The sequence below is a fragment of the Roseomonas aerilata DSM 19363 genome (assembly GCF_000711725.1).
GTDB classification, from domain to species: Bacteria; Pseudomonadota; Alphaproteobacteria; order Acetobacterales; family Acetobacteraceae; genus Roseomonas; species Roseomonas aerilata.
Window position 1 is genome coordinate 219,265 of the sequence record NZ_JONP01000003.1, and the last position, 14,197, is coordinate 233,461.

General features: G+C 70.1%; 15 protein-coding genes and 1 pseudogene. 14 read left to right on the forward strand and 2 right to left on the reverse strand.

Going from position 1 to position 14,197, the window contains the following annotated elements; translation table 11 throughout:
- Positions 1-65 precede the first annotated feature (65 nt).
- The 10 genes and pseudogenes from BO39_RS05335 to BO39_RS32450 all read left to right on the forward strand — a co-directional run.
- Positions 66-695: pseudogene (locus tag BO39_RS05335) on the forward strand (ABC transporter ATP-binding protein); the annotation flags it as partial.
- Entirely contained in the window at positions 692-1,492 is an 801-nt protein-coding gene (locus BO39_RS05340) for an ABC transporter permease (RefSeq protein WP_052401559.1), read from the forward strand. The pseudogene BO39_RS05335 and the gene BO39_RS05340, both read left to right, overlap by 4 nt.
- Before the next feature lie 40 nt (positions 1,493-1,532).
- A complete protein-coding gene (locus BO39_RS05345) occupies positions 1,533-2,543 on the forward strand; it encodes an isopenicillin N synthase family dioxygenase (protein WP_052401561.1) in 1,011 nt (336 codons plus the stop codon).
- 127 nt (positions 2,544-2,670) lie between these two features.
- Positions 2,671-3,630 carry an ACP S-malonyltransferase gene (gene fabD / locus BO39_RS05350; protein ID WP_043830724.1) on the forward strand — a complete coding sequence of 320 codons (960 nt, stop codon included), beginning with the start codon at positions 2,671-2,673 and terminating at the stop codon, positions 3,628-3,630.
- A 5-nt stretch (positions 3,631-3,635) separates the two neighbouring features.
- Complete coding sequence (locus BO39_RS05355) at positions 3,636-4,109, forward strand: GNAT family N-acetyltransferase (RefSeq protein WP_211257389.1); 474 nt, start codon at positions 3,636-3,638, stop codon at positions 4,107-4,109.
- Positions 4,097-4,834 (forward strand): 3-oxoacyl-[acyl-carrier-protein] reductase, encoded by a 738-nt coding sequence (gene fabG, locus BO39_RS05360; RefSeq protein ID WP_043830725.1) that lies wholly within the window; start codon positions 4,097-4,099, stop codon positions 4,832-4,834. The genes BO39_RS05355 and fabG overlap by 13 nt, the downstream gene beginning before the upstream one ends.
- 195 nt (positions 4,835-5,029) lie before the next feature.
- A complete protein-coding gene (locus tag BO39_RS05365) occupies positions 5,030-5,269 on the forward strand; it encodes an acyl carrier protein (protein ID WP_043830727.1) in 240 nt (79 codons plus the stop codon).
- A 135-nt stretch (positions 5,270-5,404) separates the two neighbouring features.
- On the forward strand, positions 5,405-6,688 hold the full coding sequence (fabF, locus tag BO39_RS05370) for a beta-ketoacyl-ACP synthase II (protein WP_043830728.1): 1,284 nt from the start codon (positions 5,405-5,407) through the stop codon (positions 6,686-6,688).
- A 50-nt stretch (positions 6,689-6,738) separates the two neighbouring features.
- Complete coding sequence (gene mltG, locus BO39_RS05375; RefSeq protein WP_043830730.1) at positions 6,739-7,743, forward strand: endolytic transglycosylase MltG; 1,005 nt, start codon at positions 6,739-6,741, stop codon at positions 7,741-7,743.
- 22 nt (positions 7,744-7,765) lie between these two features.
- The gene (locus BO39_RS32450; RefSeq protein ID WP_043830732.1) at positions 7,766-8,656 is read left to right on the forward strand and encodes a DMT family transporter; all 891 of its coding nucleotides are present in this window, start codon (positions 7,766-7,768) and stop codon (positions 8,654-8,656) included.
- 265 nt (positions 8,657-8,921) lie between these two features.
- Here BO39_RS32450 and rutA read toward each other — a convergent pair whose 3' ends face one another.
- Positions 8,922-10,010 (reverse strand): pyrimidine utilization protein A, encoded by a 1,089-nt coding sequence (rutA, locus tag BO39_RS05385; RefSeq protein WP_043830735.1) that lies wholly within the window; start codon positions 10,008-10,010, stop codon positions 8,922-8,924.
- 181 nt (positions 10,011-10,191) lie between these two features.
- Here rutA and BO39_RS05390 point away from each other — a divergent pair, with 181 nt between their 5' ends.
- On the forward strand, positions 10,192-10,953 hold the full coding sequence (locus BO39_RS05390) for a TerC family protein (RefSeq protein ID WP_052401563.1): 762 nt from the start codon (positions 10,192-10,194) through the stop codon (positions 10,951-10,953).
- Here the strand turns inward: BO39_RS05390 and BO39_RS05395 are convergent.
- Complete coding sequence (locus tag BO39_RS05395; protein WP_043830736.1) at positions 10,916-11,698, reverse strand: SDR family NAD(P)-dependent oxidoreductase; 783 nt, start codon at positions 11,696-11,698, stop codon at positions 10,916-10,918. The genes BO39_RS05390 and BO39_RS05395 overlap by 38 nt on opposite strands.
- Before the next feature lie 30 nt (positions 11,699-11,728).
- On the opposite strand from BO39_RS05395, the gene BO39_RS05400 reads away from it, so the two are divergent.
- The 3 genes from BO39_RS05400 to BO39_RS05410 are packed head-to-tail and all read left to right on the forward strand — an operon-like array spanning position 11,729 to position 14,187.
- A complete protein-coding gene (locus BO39_RS05400) occupies positions 11,729-12,622 on the forward strand; it encodes a YicC/YloC family endoribonuclease (RefSeq protein ID WP_043830737.1) in 894 nt (297 codons plus the stop codon).
- Positions 12,619-13,245 carry a guanylate kinase gene (gene gmk / locus BO39_RS05405; RefSeq protein ID WP_043830738.1) on the forward strand — a complete coding sequence of 209 codons (627 nt, stop codon included), beginning with the start codon at positions 12,619-12,621 and terminating at the stop codon, positions 13,243-13,245. Before BO39_RS05400 ends, gmk begins: the two co-directional genes overlap by 4 nt.
- Positions 13,246-14,187 carry an AEC family transporter gene (locus BO39_RS05410; protein ID WP_043830739.1) on the forward strand — a complete coding sequence of 314 codons (942 nt, stop codon included), beginning with the start codon at positions 13,246-13,248 and terminating at the stop codon, positions 14,185-14,187.
- Positions 14,188-14,197 lie beyond the last annotated feature (10 nt).

Genomic DNA, 14,197 nt, shown 5'->3' on the forward strand with positions numbered 1-14,197 from the left:
CTGACGCCGGTGAACCTGGAGATCGCGGCGGGGGAGTTCGTCGCTCTGATCGGCCTTCCGGCTGCGGGAAGACGACCCTGCTGCGGATCGTGGCGGACCTCGAGCAGCCGAGCACGGGCGAGGTGCGGATCGGGGAGGAAACGGCAGCGGGGGCGCGGCGGAAGCGGATGCTGGGCCTCGTTTCCCAGCGGCCGGCGGTGCTGCCCTGGAAGACGGCGGCGGCCGATGTCGCCTTCACCCAGAAGGTGGCGGGGCGCGTGGGCTATCCGTCCGCCGGACTGCTGCGGGAGTTCGGGCTGGCGGGGCACGAGGGCAAGCGGCCGGCGGAGCTGTCGGGCGGGATGCTGCAGCGGGTGAACATCGCCTCCGCCATCGCGCACGACCCGGCGGTGCTGCTGATGGACGAGCCCTTCTCCGCCCTGGACGAGATGAAGCGGGAGGAGCTGGGCGGCTGGTTCGACCGCGAGCTGGCGCGGCGGCCGAAGACGGTGCTGTTCGTGACGCACCACATCGACGAGGCTGTGCTGCTGGCGGACCGGCTGGTCGTGTTCTCTACGGCCCCGGGGCGGGTGCTGGACGTGGTGCGGGTGCCGGTGCCGCGGCCGCGCGATCCGGGCTTCCGGCGCGATCCGCGCTTCCTCGAGACGGCGGCGCATGTGCGGCGGCTTCTCTTCGGGGCGGAGGCGGCGGCGTGAGCGGGGCCGAGGCGGTCCGGGTGCCGGCGGAAGCGCAGCGGGCGGGCGGGCTGCGGGCGCTGGCCGGTTCGCTGCTGCGCGGGCTGCTGCCGGTCGGGTCCATCCTCGGGCTCTGGTATTTCGCGATCCTCACCTCCGGCTTGCCGGCCTTCGTGATTCCGCGGCCGGAGCGGGTGCTGGAGACGCTGGTGGAGGATCGCGCCTTCATCGCGTTTCACCTGCTCTCCACCCTGGAGGTGGCGGCGCTGGGGCTGCTCGTGGCCAATGTCGCGGGCGTGGGGCTGGCGGTGCTGTTCGACAGCCTGCCCTTCACACGCCCCCTGCTGATGCCGGCGGCCATCACGCTGCGCAACGTGCCCTACGTCGCGTTGGTGAGCGTGCTGATGCTGGCGATTGGGGACACCACGGGCTCCAAAGTGGCGGTGGTGGCGTTGTCCGGCTTCTTTCCGGTGCTGGTGAACACGATGCAGGGGCTGCGGGCAGCGGATTCGGTGCTGCTGGACCGCATGCGGATCCTGAATGCGGGCTGGTGGGAGATCTTTCGCCTCGTGCGGCTGCCCTTCGCGGTGCCGTCGATCGTGGCGGCGCAGCAGATCGCGGGGACTTCCTCCATCATCGTGGCCATCAGCGCGGAATGGATGATTTCCTCCGAGGGGCTGGGCTACGTGATCAACCGGGCGATGCAGACCTATCGTGGCGACCAGGTCTATGCCGTGGCGCTGATCGCGACCGGGCTGTCGCTAGTGGTTTACGCCCTGGTGCAGCGGCTGGGGCGGTGGTTCGACTGGCGGCGCTGATCCCCGGCCAGGGGACGGCCACCATGCAGGGAGAAGGGTGATGAGCGAAGTGAAACCGGCCGGGAGCGTTCCGGCGATCGACGTGTCGGGGCTCTACTCCTCTGATCCGGCGGTGAAGGCGCGGGTGGCGGCCGAGATCGGGGCGGCCTGCGACTCTATCGGCTTCTTTTATGCCGTGAACCACCACGTGCCCGTGGAGGTGATGGAGGAGGCCTATCGGAAGAGCGGCGAGTTCTTCGCGCTGCCGATGGAGGAGAAGATGAAGATCGCCTCCGACCGGAACAACCGCGGGTATCGCGGGATGGACGACGTGGTCCACAAGAGTGGCCAGCGCTTCGCGCGCGATGCCTTCGACCTCGGCTATCCCGTCTCGGCGGATGATCCGGAGGTGCTGGCGGGCACGCCGCTCTACGCGCCGAACAAGTGGCCGGCGCTGCCGGGCTTCGAGGCGGCGCTCTCGGCCTATTACCAGGGGTGCCTGGAGGTGGGGCTGAAGATCCTGGAGGGCTTCGCGCTCTATCTCGGGAAGGAGGAGAACTTTTTTTCGAAGCACTTCAGCAAGCCTGTCGCGGACATGGTCATCAACCACTACTACGGCCACGAGCAGGCGCTGAGCCTGGGCGCGGGCGAGGTCGCTTCGGGGGCGCATACGGACCACGGGATCATCACGATCCTCTGGCAGGATGATTCCGGCGGGCTGCAGGTGATGGACGCGGAGGGGAACTGGCTGCCGGTGCCGCCGATCCGCGGCAGCTACGTCATCAACGTGGGCGAGCTGATGAAGCGTTGGACCAACGGGCGCTTCAAGGCGACGATCCATCGGGTGATCCACACGAAGAACACGGACCGAATTTCCATGCCGCTGTTCTGCAACCCGGATTTCCGCACCATGGTCGATCCGCGCCAGCTCGGCGTGCCGGATGCGGAGGTGAAGTATCCGCCGATCCTCTCGGGCGATTTCCTCGTCTCGCGCTTCCAGTCGACCCGGAAGCTCTGGGGGGCGGAGAACAAGGGGAAGGACGACAAGGCCATCGAGATGGCGGCGGAGTAGCGGCTTGCCGGGGCGGCGGGTGGTGCCGCCCCGGCCCCTGCTTGCGCGGCGGCCCCTATCCGGCGATTGACAGTTCCGTGACGCGGCCCTACCCCGCCGCGCCTCGTCCCGGAAGGTGTGTCCAAGAATGGCTCTCGCGCTCGTTTTCCCTGGCCAGGGCAGTCAGGCCGTCGGCATGGGCCGTGACCTGGCCGCCGCCTTTCCTGCCGCCCGCGAGGTTTTCGAGGCGGTGGACGAGACGCTGAAGCAGCACCTCACCCGCCTGATGTTCGAGGGGCCGGCGGAGGAGCTGACTCTTACGTCCAATGCCCAGCCGGCGCTGATGGCGGTTTCGCTCGCGGTGCTGCGGGTGCTGGAGGGCGAGGGGGGCTTCGACGTGCGGGGGCGGGTGGCGCTCGTCGCTGGGCATTCCCTGGGGGAATACAGTGCGCTGGCGGCCGCCGGCGCCTTCGACGTGCCGCAGGCGGCGCGGCTGCTGCGTCTGCGGGGCGATGCCATGCAGGCGGCGGTGCCCGCGGGCACCGGGGCCATGGCGGCGCTGCTGGGGGCCGAGATGGAGCAGGCGCGGGCGATCTGCGCGCGCGCCGCGATCGATCCTGTGACCGACGAGACGCAGGTGGTGGAGGCTGCCAACGATAATGGCGGCGGGCAGGTCGTGATCTCCGGCCACAAGGCGGCGGTGGAGCGGGCGGTGGAGATCGCCAAGGGGGAGGGCATCCGGCGCGCGATGCTGCTGCCGGTTTCGGCGCCCTTCCATTCCTCGCTGATGGAACCGGCGGCGGACGCCATGGCGGAGGCGCTGGAGCGCGACCCGCCGCGGGCGCCCGCCGTGCCGTTGGTGGCCAATGTGACGGCGGCCAAGGCGACCGACCCGGAGACCATCCGGGACCTGCTGGTGCGGCAGGTGACAGGCACCGTGCGCTGGCGCGAATGCGTGGCCGCCATGGTCGAGATGGGCTGCGACACCTTCGTGGAGGTGGGTTCGGGCAAGGTGCTGACCGGGTTGATGAAGCGGAACGCGCCGGACGCGAAGGCCATGGCCTGCGGCACGCCGGCCGAGATCGAGGCGGTGCTGCGCGCGCTGTGAGCGGCGTGACACGCATCACCGTCGAGGAGGCGCCCGGGCTCTCGGGCCGGGACCAGATCGGACGGGACGAGGTCTGGGCCGGGCTGCTGGCCTTCAACGAGGCGCAGGCCGGGCCGGGTTCCTTCGCCTCCCGGCCGCTCAGCGTGCTGCTGCGGGACGAGGCTGGGGCGGTGCTCGGCGGCCTGGTAGGGCGAAGCTATTCCGGCTGGCTCTATGTAGAGCTGTTCCACATCCCGGAGGCGCATCGCCGCGTGGGGCTGGGGCGGGAGATGCTGACGCTCGCGGAGCGCGAGGCTGTGGCGCGGGGCTGCGTCGGCGTGCGGCTGGAAACCTACTCCTTCCAGGCGCCGGGCTTCTACGCCCGCATGGGCTACAGCGTGGTGGGGCGGTTGCGCGACTGCCCGCCGGGCCATACTCGCTTCTCGCTCGCCAAGCGCCTTGATGGCCTGTCGCTGGAGGAAATTGCATGTTCGACCTGACCGGGAAGTCCGCCCTCGTCACCGGGGCCACGGGCGGGATCGGCGCCGCCATCGCGCGGAGCCTGCACGCCCAGGGGGCACGGGTGGCACTGACCGGGCGGCGGGAGGCGGAGCTGGCCTCGCTGGCGGAGGAATTGGGGGAGCGCGCCTTCGTGGCCGCCGCCGACCTTTCCGACCCCGCGGCGCCGGCCGCGCTGGTGGAGAAGGTGGAGGCGGAGTTCGGGGCGCTCGACATCCTCGTGAACAATGCGGGGCTGACGCGGGACGGGCTGGCGCTGCGGATGGGCGACAAGGACTGGTCCGACGTGATCGAGGTGGACCTGACCGCGCCCTTCCGCCTCGCCCGCGCCAGCCTGCGGGGGATGATGAAGCGGCGCTCGGGCCGGATCATCTCCATCGCCTCCATCGTGGGCGTGACGGGTAATCCGGGACAGGCGAACTACGCGGCGGCCAAGGCGGGGCTGATCGGGATGAGCAAGGCGCTGGCCCAGGAGGTGGCGCCGCGCGGCGTCACGGTGAACGTGGTGGCGCCCGGCTTCATCCGCACCGCCATGACGGACGCGCTGAACGACACGCAGAAGGCGGCGCTGATGGGGCGGATCCCGCTGGGGAAGATGGGAGCGGTGGAGGATATCGCGGCCGCGGTCGCCTATCTCGCCTCCGACGAGGCGGCCTGGGTGACGGGGGTGACCCTGCACGTCAACGGCGGCATGGCGATGATCTGAGCGGCCCCGGCAGGGTGGGCCTTGATCGGGACAGGCGAGGCATCATCCTGTTGCACGGGCCGATGCTTGGTCTAGGCCCCCGGGAAAGGGCGTGCTAAGGCCCGCGCCCTGCGTACGGGCGTTAAGCAAGGCTTACCGCCCGGCCGGCAATGGGGATTTCCGGCGGTTTCCCGCCATCAGGAGAGAGCAAGCGCGATGAGCGAAACCGCCGAGAAGGTGAAGAAGATCGTGGTCGAGCACCTCGGCGTCGAGGAGGCCAAGGTGACCCCGGAGGCTTCCTTCATCGACGACCTGGGTGCGGACAGCCTGGACACGGTCGAGCTGGTGATGGCCTTCGAGGAGGCCTTCGGCGTCGAGATCCCGGACGATGCGGCCGAGAAGATCACGACGGTCGGCGACGCGATCACCTATATCGACGCGCACAAGACGGCCTGAACGGCCGGTCGGGGAGGGGGCGGCCATCCGGCCGGCTCCGCCCCCTTTCAAACGGAGGCGCCAGGCGGGCCCGGATGACCGGGCACCGCCCGGACCCGGATCAAGGCCGGGCGGGGGCGCGGAGGAGTAGCGAGAGTGTTCGGTCAGCTCAGGGCCCCGCGCCGCGTCGTCGTCACCGGGATGGGCATCGCATGCCCGCTCGGGCTGGGAGTGGAGCGCGTCTGGAAGCGCATGTTGGGCGGTGAGTCCGGCATCTCCGCAATCCAGTCTTTCGATGTCTCCAATATTCCGGCCAAGATCGCCGGCACCGTGCCGAACGGCACGAAGGCCGATGGCGGGCTGGACCTGGCCGAGTGGATCCCGGTCAAGGACCAGAAGAAGATGGACCGCTTCATCCAGCTCGCGCTGGTGGCGGCGACCGAGGCGGTGGAGGATTCCGGCTGGGTTCCCGAGAGCGAGGATGACCGCCACGCCACGGGCGTGATGATCGGTTCCGGCATCGGCGGGCTGCAGACGATCTACGAGGCCTCGCTGCAGATCGCGGCGGGCAAGCACCGGCGGCTCTCGCCCTTCTTCATTCCTTCCGCGCTGATCAACCTCGCCTCCGGGCATGTCTCGATCAAGTACGGGTTCAAGGGGCCGAACCACTCGGTGGTGACGGCTTGCGCGACCGGCGTGCACGCGCTGGGCGATGCCGCGCGGCTGATCGCGTTGGGCGATGCGGACGTGATGGTGGCCGGTGGCGCCGAGGCCGCGGTGAGCGAGTTGGGCATGGCGGGCTTCGCTGCCTCCCGGGCGCTGTCCACGGCGTTCAACGACACCCCCGCCGCGTCCTCCCGCCCCTGGGACAAGGACCGCGACGGCTTCGTCATGGGCGAGGGCGCGGGCGTGCTGGTGCTCGAGGAGTACGAGCACGCGAAGAAGCGCGGTGCCAAGATCTACGGTGAGGTGATCGGCTACGGCATGTCCGGCGACGCCTATCACATTACCGCCCCGGCCGAGGGGCATGAAGGCGCCTTCCGGGCGATGACGGCTTGCCTGAAGTCGGCGGGGATCGGCACGGGGGACATCCAGTACATCAACGCGCACGGCACCAGCACGCCGCTGGGCGACGACCTGGAGCTGCAGGCGGTGGAGCGGCTGTTCGGGGATGACGCGAAGAGCGTGGCCATGTCCTCGACCAAGTCGGCGATCGGGCATCTGCTCGGGGCCGCGGGCGCGGTGGAGGCGATCTTCTCGCTGCTCGCCATCCGCGACGCCGTGGCGCCGCCGACGCTGAACCTGCACGAGCCCTCGACCCCTTCGTCGATCGACCGGGTGGCGAACGAGGCGCAGCCGCGGAAGATCGAGGTGGCGCTGTCCAACTCCTTCGGCTTCGGCGGGACGAACGCTTCCATCCTGTTCAAGGCAGCGGCCTGAGCCGCGCTGCCCCGGGGATAGGTCCTGGGGCTTGAGGGGACCGGCCGCCGATGGGACGAGCGATCCGTTTCCTGATTATCCTGGTGCTGCTTCTCGGCTTGGTCGGGGGCGGCGCCTTCTTCTACGCGCAATCCGTCTATGAGCGGCCGGGACCGCTGGCCGAGGCGGCGCCCTTCGTGGTGCCGCGGGGCGGTGCCGAGACGATCGGCGCGGCCCTGGCCGAGCGCGGCGTGGTAGAGGACGGGCGGGCCTTCCTGGCCGCCGCCTGGGCCACGCGCGGCAAGGGGCCGCTGCGGGCGGGGGAGTTCCTCTTTCCGGCCCATGCCTCGCTTGCCGAGGTGCTGGAGGTGCTGCGGACCGCACGGCCGGTGCAGCGCCGCCTGACCATCCCCGAGGGGCTGCTGGCCCGGCAAATCGTGGCGCTGATCGACAAGGCCGAGGGGCTGACGGGTGAGACGCCGCCGGTGGACGAGGGCGAGTTGCTGCCCGAGACCTATACCTATCAATGGGGCGACACCCGGGCCGGGGTGGTGCGGCGTGCAACGGCGGCCATGGACGAGGCTTTGAAGGAGGCCTGGGCGAACCGGGCGCCAGACCTGCCGCTCTCCTCCGCCCGCGAGGCGCTGGTGCTGGCGAGCATCGTGGAGCGGGAGACGGGCCAGGCGGCGGAGCGGCCGCGGGTGGCCTCGGTTTTCCTCAACCGCATCCGGCAGGGAATTCCGCTGCAATCGGACCCGACGGTGGCCTATGCCGCAGCGGACGGGGCGCCGCTGGAACGAGGGCTGACGCGGGCGGACCTCAACCGCGAGCATCCCTTCAATACCTACCGGAACAAGGGGCTGACGCCGGGGCCGATCTCCTCGCCGGGCAAGGAGGCTCTGCGGGCGGTGACGCGGCCGGAGACGACGGACTTCCTCTATTTCGTGGCGGATGGCACCGGCGGGCACGCCTTCGCGCGCACGCTGGATGAGCACAACCGCAACGTCGCTCGCTGGCGTGAGGTGGAGCGGGCGCGCGCGGGCACGGCACCCTCCGCGGTGGGCGGCGGCCGATGAGGCAGCGCAGCGCGCGAGGGGTATGAGCCGGCTGGCGATGCTGCGGGGCTGGCCGCTCTGGTGGCGGCTGCTGGTGATCGCGGCGCTCTGGGGCACGGCCTTTCCGGTGATCCGCCAGGCCGCACGGTCGATGCCACCCTTTGCCTTCTCCTTCAGCCGGGGCGTGGTCGGGGCGCTGGCGATGCTGGGCTTCGCGCTCTGGAGTGGGGCCTTCCGGGGACTGGCGCCGCGCTTCTGGCGGCACGGACTGGTGCTTGGGACCACCAACGGGTGGCTGGCGAACTGCCTGACCGCGATTGCGCTGCTCTCGCTGGGGGCAGCCTCGGTGGCGCTGATCCAGTCCACCACGCCGCTTTTCGTCGCGCTGCTGGCCTTCGGTTTCCTGCCCGCGGAGCGGCCGGGGCCGCGGACGGTCGCCGGGATGGTGCTCGGCTTCCTTGGGATCGGGGTGATCCTCGGGCCGCAGGCGCTGGAGGGCGGAGAGGCGGGGATCGCGGGGCTGGTGATGCTGCTGGTCGCCTTCTCCTATGCCGTGGGCACCGTTTATGTGCGGCGGGTCAGGCCAGGGGCACCGGTGGTGCTGTCGGTGGGGCAGCAGGTGGTGGGGGCCGTGGTGGCGGGGCTGCTGAGCCTGGGCTTTGATCCGGCCGGCAGCTTCGACCAGCCCTGGCCGGTATGGGGCGCGGTGCTCTGGGTCGGACTGGTGGCCTCTGCCTTGCCGCTGACGCTGTTCCTGATGCTGCTGCAACGGGCGCGGGCCACCGACGGGGCGATGACAAGCTACCTGCAGCCGGGCTTCGCGGCGATCTTCGCAGCGGCGCTGCTGGGGGAATGGCCGGAGTTGCGGGTACTGGCAGGAGGCGTGGTGATCCTCGCCGGAGTTTGGCTGGCGACGAGCGGGGACGGGGGCTGAAGTTGCGGCAGTTGGAGAGGGCTCCGACATCGCCCGCCAAGGGCCTGAGGCCCTTGGAGCGCCATTTGGCTGGCGCGGATACGATGATCGATGGCCGGTTCCTTCCGAGTGGCCTTCCTGAACGTGCAGTCGCCCTGAATTCAAGACACGGCCGTACCGGCCGTTAAATCGTTCAACTTGAAAAGAAAGATGATGGAGAGGGGGCCGGAGAGAGGAAGAATTCCTTCTTCCTCTCCCCGTGGCCGTTAGCGAAGTCCGGAAAGGATCAGGCAGCCTGGGCGGCGGTTCCGAGGTGCGCCCGGCATCGCATAAGGGGTTGGATGCGTTCGCCGAACTCGACGATCCCGCGCTGGAAGTCGTCGAAGGTGAGCAGGACGCCGGCAAGGCCGGGGACTTCGGAGAGTTCGTCCAGCATGCGGGCGACGGAAGCGTGGGAGCCGACGAGGGTGCCCATGTTGAGGTTGATGGCGCCCTGGGGGAGTGCGTACTGGCGGGCATTGGTGTCGTTGCCGCCCTTGGTGTCGGCGGAGGCCTGCTGGGCCATCCAGTTGATGGCCTCGAAGTCCGCGCCCTCTCGGTAGTGTTCCCACTTGGCCATGGCGGCCTCGTCGGTTTCGTCGGTGATGAGCATGAAAAGGGCGAGGGAGCCGACCTCGCGCCCGGCCTCGGCGGCGGCGGCCTGGACACGGGCGGCCATGGGGGCGAGGGCCTTGGGGGTGTTGATGCCCTGGCCGAGGCAGAAGTTGTAGTCAGCATGCCTCGCCATGAAGCCGAGGCCGGCCTGGCTCTGGCCGGCGCAGACGAGCTTGATGCCGTTCTCCGGCATGGGAAGGAGACGGCAGTCGTCCATCTGGAAGTAGGTGCCCTTGAGGTCGGAGCGGCCGGTGGTCCAGAGCTCCTTCGCGATCTGGGCGTATTCGGAGAGGTGGTCGTAGCGGTGGGCGAAGTGCTCGTCGCCCGGCCAGAGGCCCATCTGTGAGTATTCGGGGCGCTGCCAGCCGGTAATTAGATTCACGCCGAAGCGGCCGGGGGCAATGGAATCGATCGTCACGGCCATGCGGGCCATGATGGCCGGCGGGAGCACGAGGGAGGCCGCGGTCGCGAAGAGGCGGATACGGTCCGTGACGGCTGCGAGCCCGGCCATGAGGGTGAAGGATTCGAGGTTGTAGTCCCAGAACCCTGTTTTGCCGCCGAAGCCGCGCAGCTTGATCATGGAGAGAAGGAAGTCGAGGCCGTACTGTTCAGCCTTGAGGGCGATTTCCTTGTTTAGGGTAAAGCTGGGCTTGTACTGTGGGGCGTTGGACGAGATCAGCCAGCCATTGTTGCCGATGGGGATGAAGACGCCGACTTCCATGATGGGATCCTTTCCGCTGGCCGTCCCGGGGGTGGGTCCGGGAGGTGCGGGAGCAAGTCCCGTTCCATGAGGGAATGCGCGCTGTCGGAAAAACGCCAGTTCCCTAGGTCGAGGACCTTTCAGGAGTGGCAAAGCTTCCCCATACATGGAGCCCAGATTACATAAAGGACATCCTTGAGCCGTGGAAGCCGAGATCGTCATTGCCCTTCTTGCCCTGATCGGCATGGAGGTGATCCTCGGGATCGACAACCTCGTCTTCATCGCGATCCTTACTAATCGCTTGCCGGTGGAGCGGCGCCGATCGGCGCGGCTGATCGGGCTCGGGCTCGCCGTCCTCATGCGGCTGGGGATGCTGGCTGGCGTGGGCTGGCTGATCTCGCTGACGCGTCCGATCTTCGGGATCTGGGGAATGGAGTTCTCCGGCAAGGACCTGATCCTGATCGCGGGCGGGCTGTTCCTCATCGGTAAGGCGGTGATGGAGATCCATCACCGGGTGGACCCCGAGGCGCAGGCCGAGGTGAAGGCGGCGAACGCGGTAACCGCGAGCTTCGGGGCGACGGTGTTCCAGATCATCCTCATCGACATGGTCTTCAGCGTGGACAGCATTCTCGCCGCCGTCGGGCTGACCACGGTGATGTGGGTGATCGTCGTCGCGATCCTCGTCTCGGTCACGGTCATGCTGCTGTCGATGGACGCGCTGTCGAACTTCATGGAGCGGAACCCGACGGTGGTGATGCTGGCCCTCGCCTTCCTCGTGATGATCGGGATGGTGCTGCTCGGCGAGGGCTTCGGCTTCCACGTGCCCAAGGGCTTCGTCTATGTCGCCATGGCCTTCGCGGCGGGCGTAGAGGGGCTGAACATCTGGGCGCGGCGCTCGGCGGAGCGGAAGGTGGCGGCCGTGCCGCTCAGCCCCGTGAGCCGGCCTTCGACGGAAGCCGGCTGAGCCAGCCAGCGGGCAGCGCGCCCATGAGGCGGGCTGCCGCGTAGACGGGGCGGGGGAAGACAACCCTCGCCCTTCCGCGCGCGATGCCCTGGAGGGTGAGGCGCGCGGCTTCCTCGGCTTCCATGAGCAGGGGCATGGGAAAGCGGTTGGGCGCGGTCATGGGCGTGCGGATGAAGCCGGGGCAGATCGCGTGCAGGCGGAGGCCCTCGCGGCGGGCGGTGGCGTCGGTGGCCTCGGTCCAGCGCTGGAGGGCGGCCTTGGAGGCGGAATAAGCCGGCGCGCCCGGGGAGGCGACGAAGGCCGCGATCGAGGCGACGGCGGCGATGCGGCCGCGGATGCCGTCGGCGCCCGGCGGCTGGGCGCGCATGAGGTCGAGCGCCGGCAGGATCGCGTTGAGGGCGCCGGTGAGGTTCACGGCGAAGATGCGGGCGACCTGGTCGGCGGATTCGCTCGTGCCGCCGGTGCCGGCGGAGGTTCCGGCATTGGCGATGAGGAGGTCGAGGCCGCCGGTGCCCTCGACCCAGGCGCGGGCGGGGGCTCTGTCGGTCACGTCGAAAGTGGTTTCCGTGACCTCGGCGCCGCGGGCGCGGCAGGCCGTGGCGGTGGCGGCGAGGCGGGCGGGGTCGCGGCCGGCGAGGTGGAGGGTCTGGCCGGGGGCGGCGAGCGCGAGCGCCAACGCGGCGCCGAGGCCGGAGGAGGCGCCGGTGATCGCGACGCGGGGCCAAGGGTGGTTGCCGCCTTGCATCGTGCCGCCTCCCGCCGCAGAAGGCCGCGCATGTCTATCCGATCCATGACCGGCTTCGCGCGTGCCACCGGCACCCTGCCGGACGGCACCCCCTTCGCCTGGGAGCTTCGCAGCGTCAACGGGCGGGGGCTGGATGTGCGGCTGCGGCTGCCTGGGGGGTTGGACGCGTTGGAGGCACCGCTGCGGGAGGCGGCCGCGGGGCGCTTCGCCCGCGGGAACATCAGCGCCAACCTGACCGTGAAGCGCGAGGACCGGGCGCCGAAACTCGTGCTTGACCAGGCGGCGCTGGAGCGCGCCATGGCGCTGGTGCGTGAGCTGGCGGAGCGGATGCCGGGTGCCGCTGCGCCGCGGCCGGAGGCGGTGCTGGCGCTACCGGGCGTGCTGCGCACCGAGGTGGAGGTGCCGGACGAGGTAGCCGAGGCGGCGCGGCGAGCGGCCGTGTCGAAGGGCTTCGCGGAAGCGCTGGACGGGTTGTTCGAGGCGCGAGCGGCCGAGGGAGCGCGGCTGGATCTGATCCTGGCGACCTTGCTCGACGAGATAGAGACGCTGTGCCGGCGGGCGGTGGAGGAGGCGGCCGGGCAGCCGGCGGCGCACCGGGCGAGGCTTTCCGCCGTGCTGGCGGAACTGCTGGAGGGGGAGCGGCGGGTGCCCGAGGATCGGCTGGCGGCGGAGGTGGCGCTGCTGGCCTCACGCTCGGACGTGCGGGAGGAGCTGGACCGTCTCGGGGCGCATGTGGCGGCGGCGCGGACGCTGCTGGCCGAGGCGGCGCCGATCGGGCGGAAGCTGGAGTTCCTGACCCAGGAGTTCGGGCGGGAGGCGAACACGCTGGGGGCGAAGTCCGGCAGCCTCGGGCTGACGCGGATCTCGCTGGAGTTGAAGGCGGCCATCGAGCGGCTGCGCGAGCAGGCGGCGAACGTGGAATGAGCGGGATGATGAGGCGGCGTGGGCTCTGCCTGGTTCTGGTGGCGCCCTCCGGCGCGGGGAAGACAAGCGTGTCGCGGGCGCTGCTGGGGCGGGAGCCGCAGCTCTCGCTCTCGATTTCCGCCACCACGCGGGCGGCACGGCCGGGGGAGCTGGAGGGGGTGCACTACCACTTCCGCAGCCTGGAGGAGTTCGAGGCGATGGAGGCCGCGGGGCAGTTGCTGGAGAGCGCCCATGTCTATGGCCGGCGCTACGGCACGCCGCGGGAGCCGGTGGAGAGGGCGCTGGCCGGGGGGCGGGACGTGCTGTTCGACGTGGACTGGCAGGGGCACCTACTGCTGCGCGCGGCCATGCCGGAGGATGTGGTGGGCATCTTCCTGCTGCCGCCTTCCATCGGCGAGCTGGAGCGGCGGTTGCGGGCGCGGGGCCAGGACAGCGAGGAGGAGATCGTCCGGCGCATGGGCAAGGCGCGCGACGACGCCTCCCACTGGCAGGAATTCGACCATGTGCTGGTGAACAGCGTGTTCGAGGAGACGGTGGATACGGTGGCCGCCATCCTGCACGCCGCGCGGACGGCGCGGGCGCGGAACCCCTGGCTTGGGGAATTCGTGGCGGGGATGGGGTAGTTGCTCGGGGTCCTCGGCCTTGTCGCGCCGGTTTTCCTGCTGATCGCGCTCGGCTACGGGGCGGGGGTCTGGCGGCGGGTTTCGGATGACGGGCTGCGGGCGATCAACGACTTCGCCTACTGGCTCTGCGCGCCGGCGCTGCTGTTCATCTCCGCGGCCTCGGGCGGGGGGCTGGCCGGGCATGGCGGGCGGCTGGAACTGGCCTTCTTCGCGGCGGTGCTGGCGGTCTATGCGGGGGCACTGGCCTTCTCGCGCCTCGTGGCGGGGCGGGGGCTCGCGGAGTCGGGGCTGTTTGCCCTGAACTGCGCCTTCGGGAACACGCTGATGATGGGGGTGCCGGTGGTGCTCGCGGCCTTCGGGCCTGCGGGGATCGCGCCGGCGACCGCGATCGTCGGCATCTACTCGCTCATCATGATGCCGCTGACCACGATTGTCGCGGAGATGGGCCTGGCAGAGGGGGCCTCGCCGCTCCGGGTGATGAGGACGACCCTGCGATCGGTGGCGCGGAATCCGGTGGTGGTATCGGTCGTGCTCGGGAATCTCTGGGGGCTGTTGATGCCGCCGCTGCCCTTCTTCCTCGCGCGGTTCCTCGAGATCCTGGGGGCGGGGACGAGCCCGCTGCTGCTCTTCTGCCTCGGCGCCTCCTTGCGGGACTTCCGGATCCAGCGGGACTGGGTGGATGCCGTGGTGATCAACCTGCTGAAGCTGGTCGTGCTGCCGCTGGCCGTATTCGGTACGGGGCGGCTCGCGGGGCTCTCGGGGCTGGAGCTGGCGGTCATGGTGACGCTCGCAGCGATGCCGACGGGAGCGAATGCCTTTCTGATGGCGCGGCGCTATGCCGTGGGCATGGAGCGCTCGGGCGCGGCCGTGCTGCTCGGGACCATAGCCTCCGTGGTGACGCTGACGGGGGTTCTTGGCTGGTTCGCGGGGGCCGGGCGCTGAGCGGCCCGGC

Bases quoted from the DNA above. Each gene is read 5' to 3' on its own strand.
- rutA (WP_043830735.1), bottom strand. From the start codon at position 10,010: ATGGAAGTCGGCGTCTTCATCCCCATCGGCAACAATGGCTGGCTGATC.
- fabD (WP_043830724.1), top strand. From the start codon at position 2,671: ATGGCTCTCGCGCTCGTTTTCCCTGGCCAGGGCAGTCAGGCCGTCGGC.
- BO39_RS05395 (WP_043830736.1), bottom strand. From the start codon at position 11,698: ATGCAAGGCGGCAACCACCCTTGGCCCCGCGTCGCGATCACCGGCGCC.
- gmk (WP_043830738.1), top strand. From the start codon at position 12,619: ATGAGCGGGATGATGAGGCGGCGTGGGCTCTGCCTGGTTCTGGTGGCG.
- mltG (WP_043830730.1), top strand. From the start codon at position 6,739: ATGGGACGAGCGATCCGTTTCCTGATTATCCTGGTGCTGCTTCTCGGC.
- BO39_RS32450 (WP_043830732.1), top strand. From the start codon at position 7,766: ATGAGCCGGCTGGCGATGCTGCGGGGCTGGCCGCTCTGGTGGCGGCTG.
- BO39_RS05365 (WP_043830727.1), top strand. From the start codon at position 5,030: ATGAGCGAAACCGCCGAGAAGGTGAAGAAGATCGTGGTCGAGCACCTC.
- fabG (WP_043830725.1), top strand. From the start codon at position 4,097: ATGTTCGACCTGACCGGGAAGTCCGCCCTCGTCACCGGGGCCACGGGC.
- BO39_RS05400 (WP_043830737.1), top strand. From the start codon at position 11,729: ATGTCTATCCGATCCATGACCGGCTTCGCGCGTGCCACCGGCACCCTG.
- BO39_RS05345 (WP_052401561.1), top strand. From the start codon at position 1,533: ATGAGCGAAGTGAAACCGGCCGGGAGCGTTCCGGCGATCGACGTGTCG.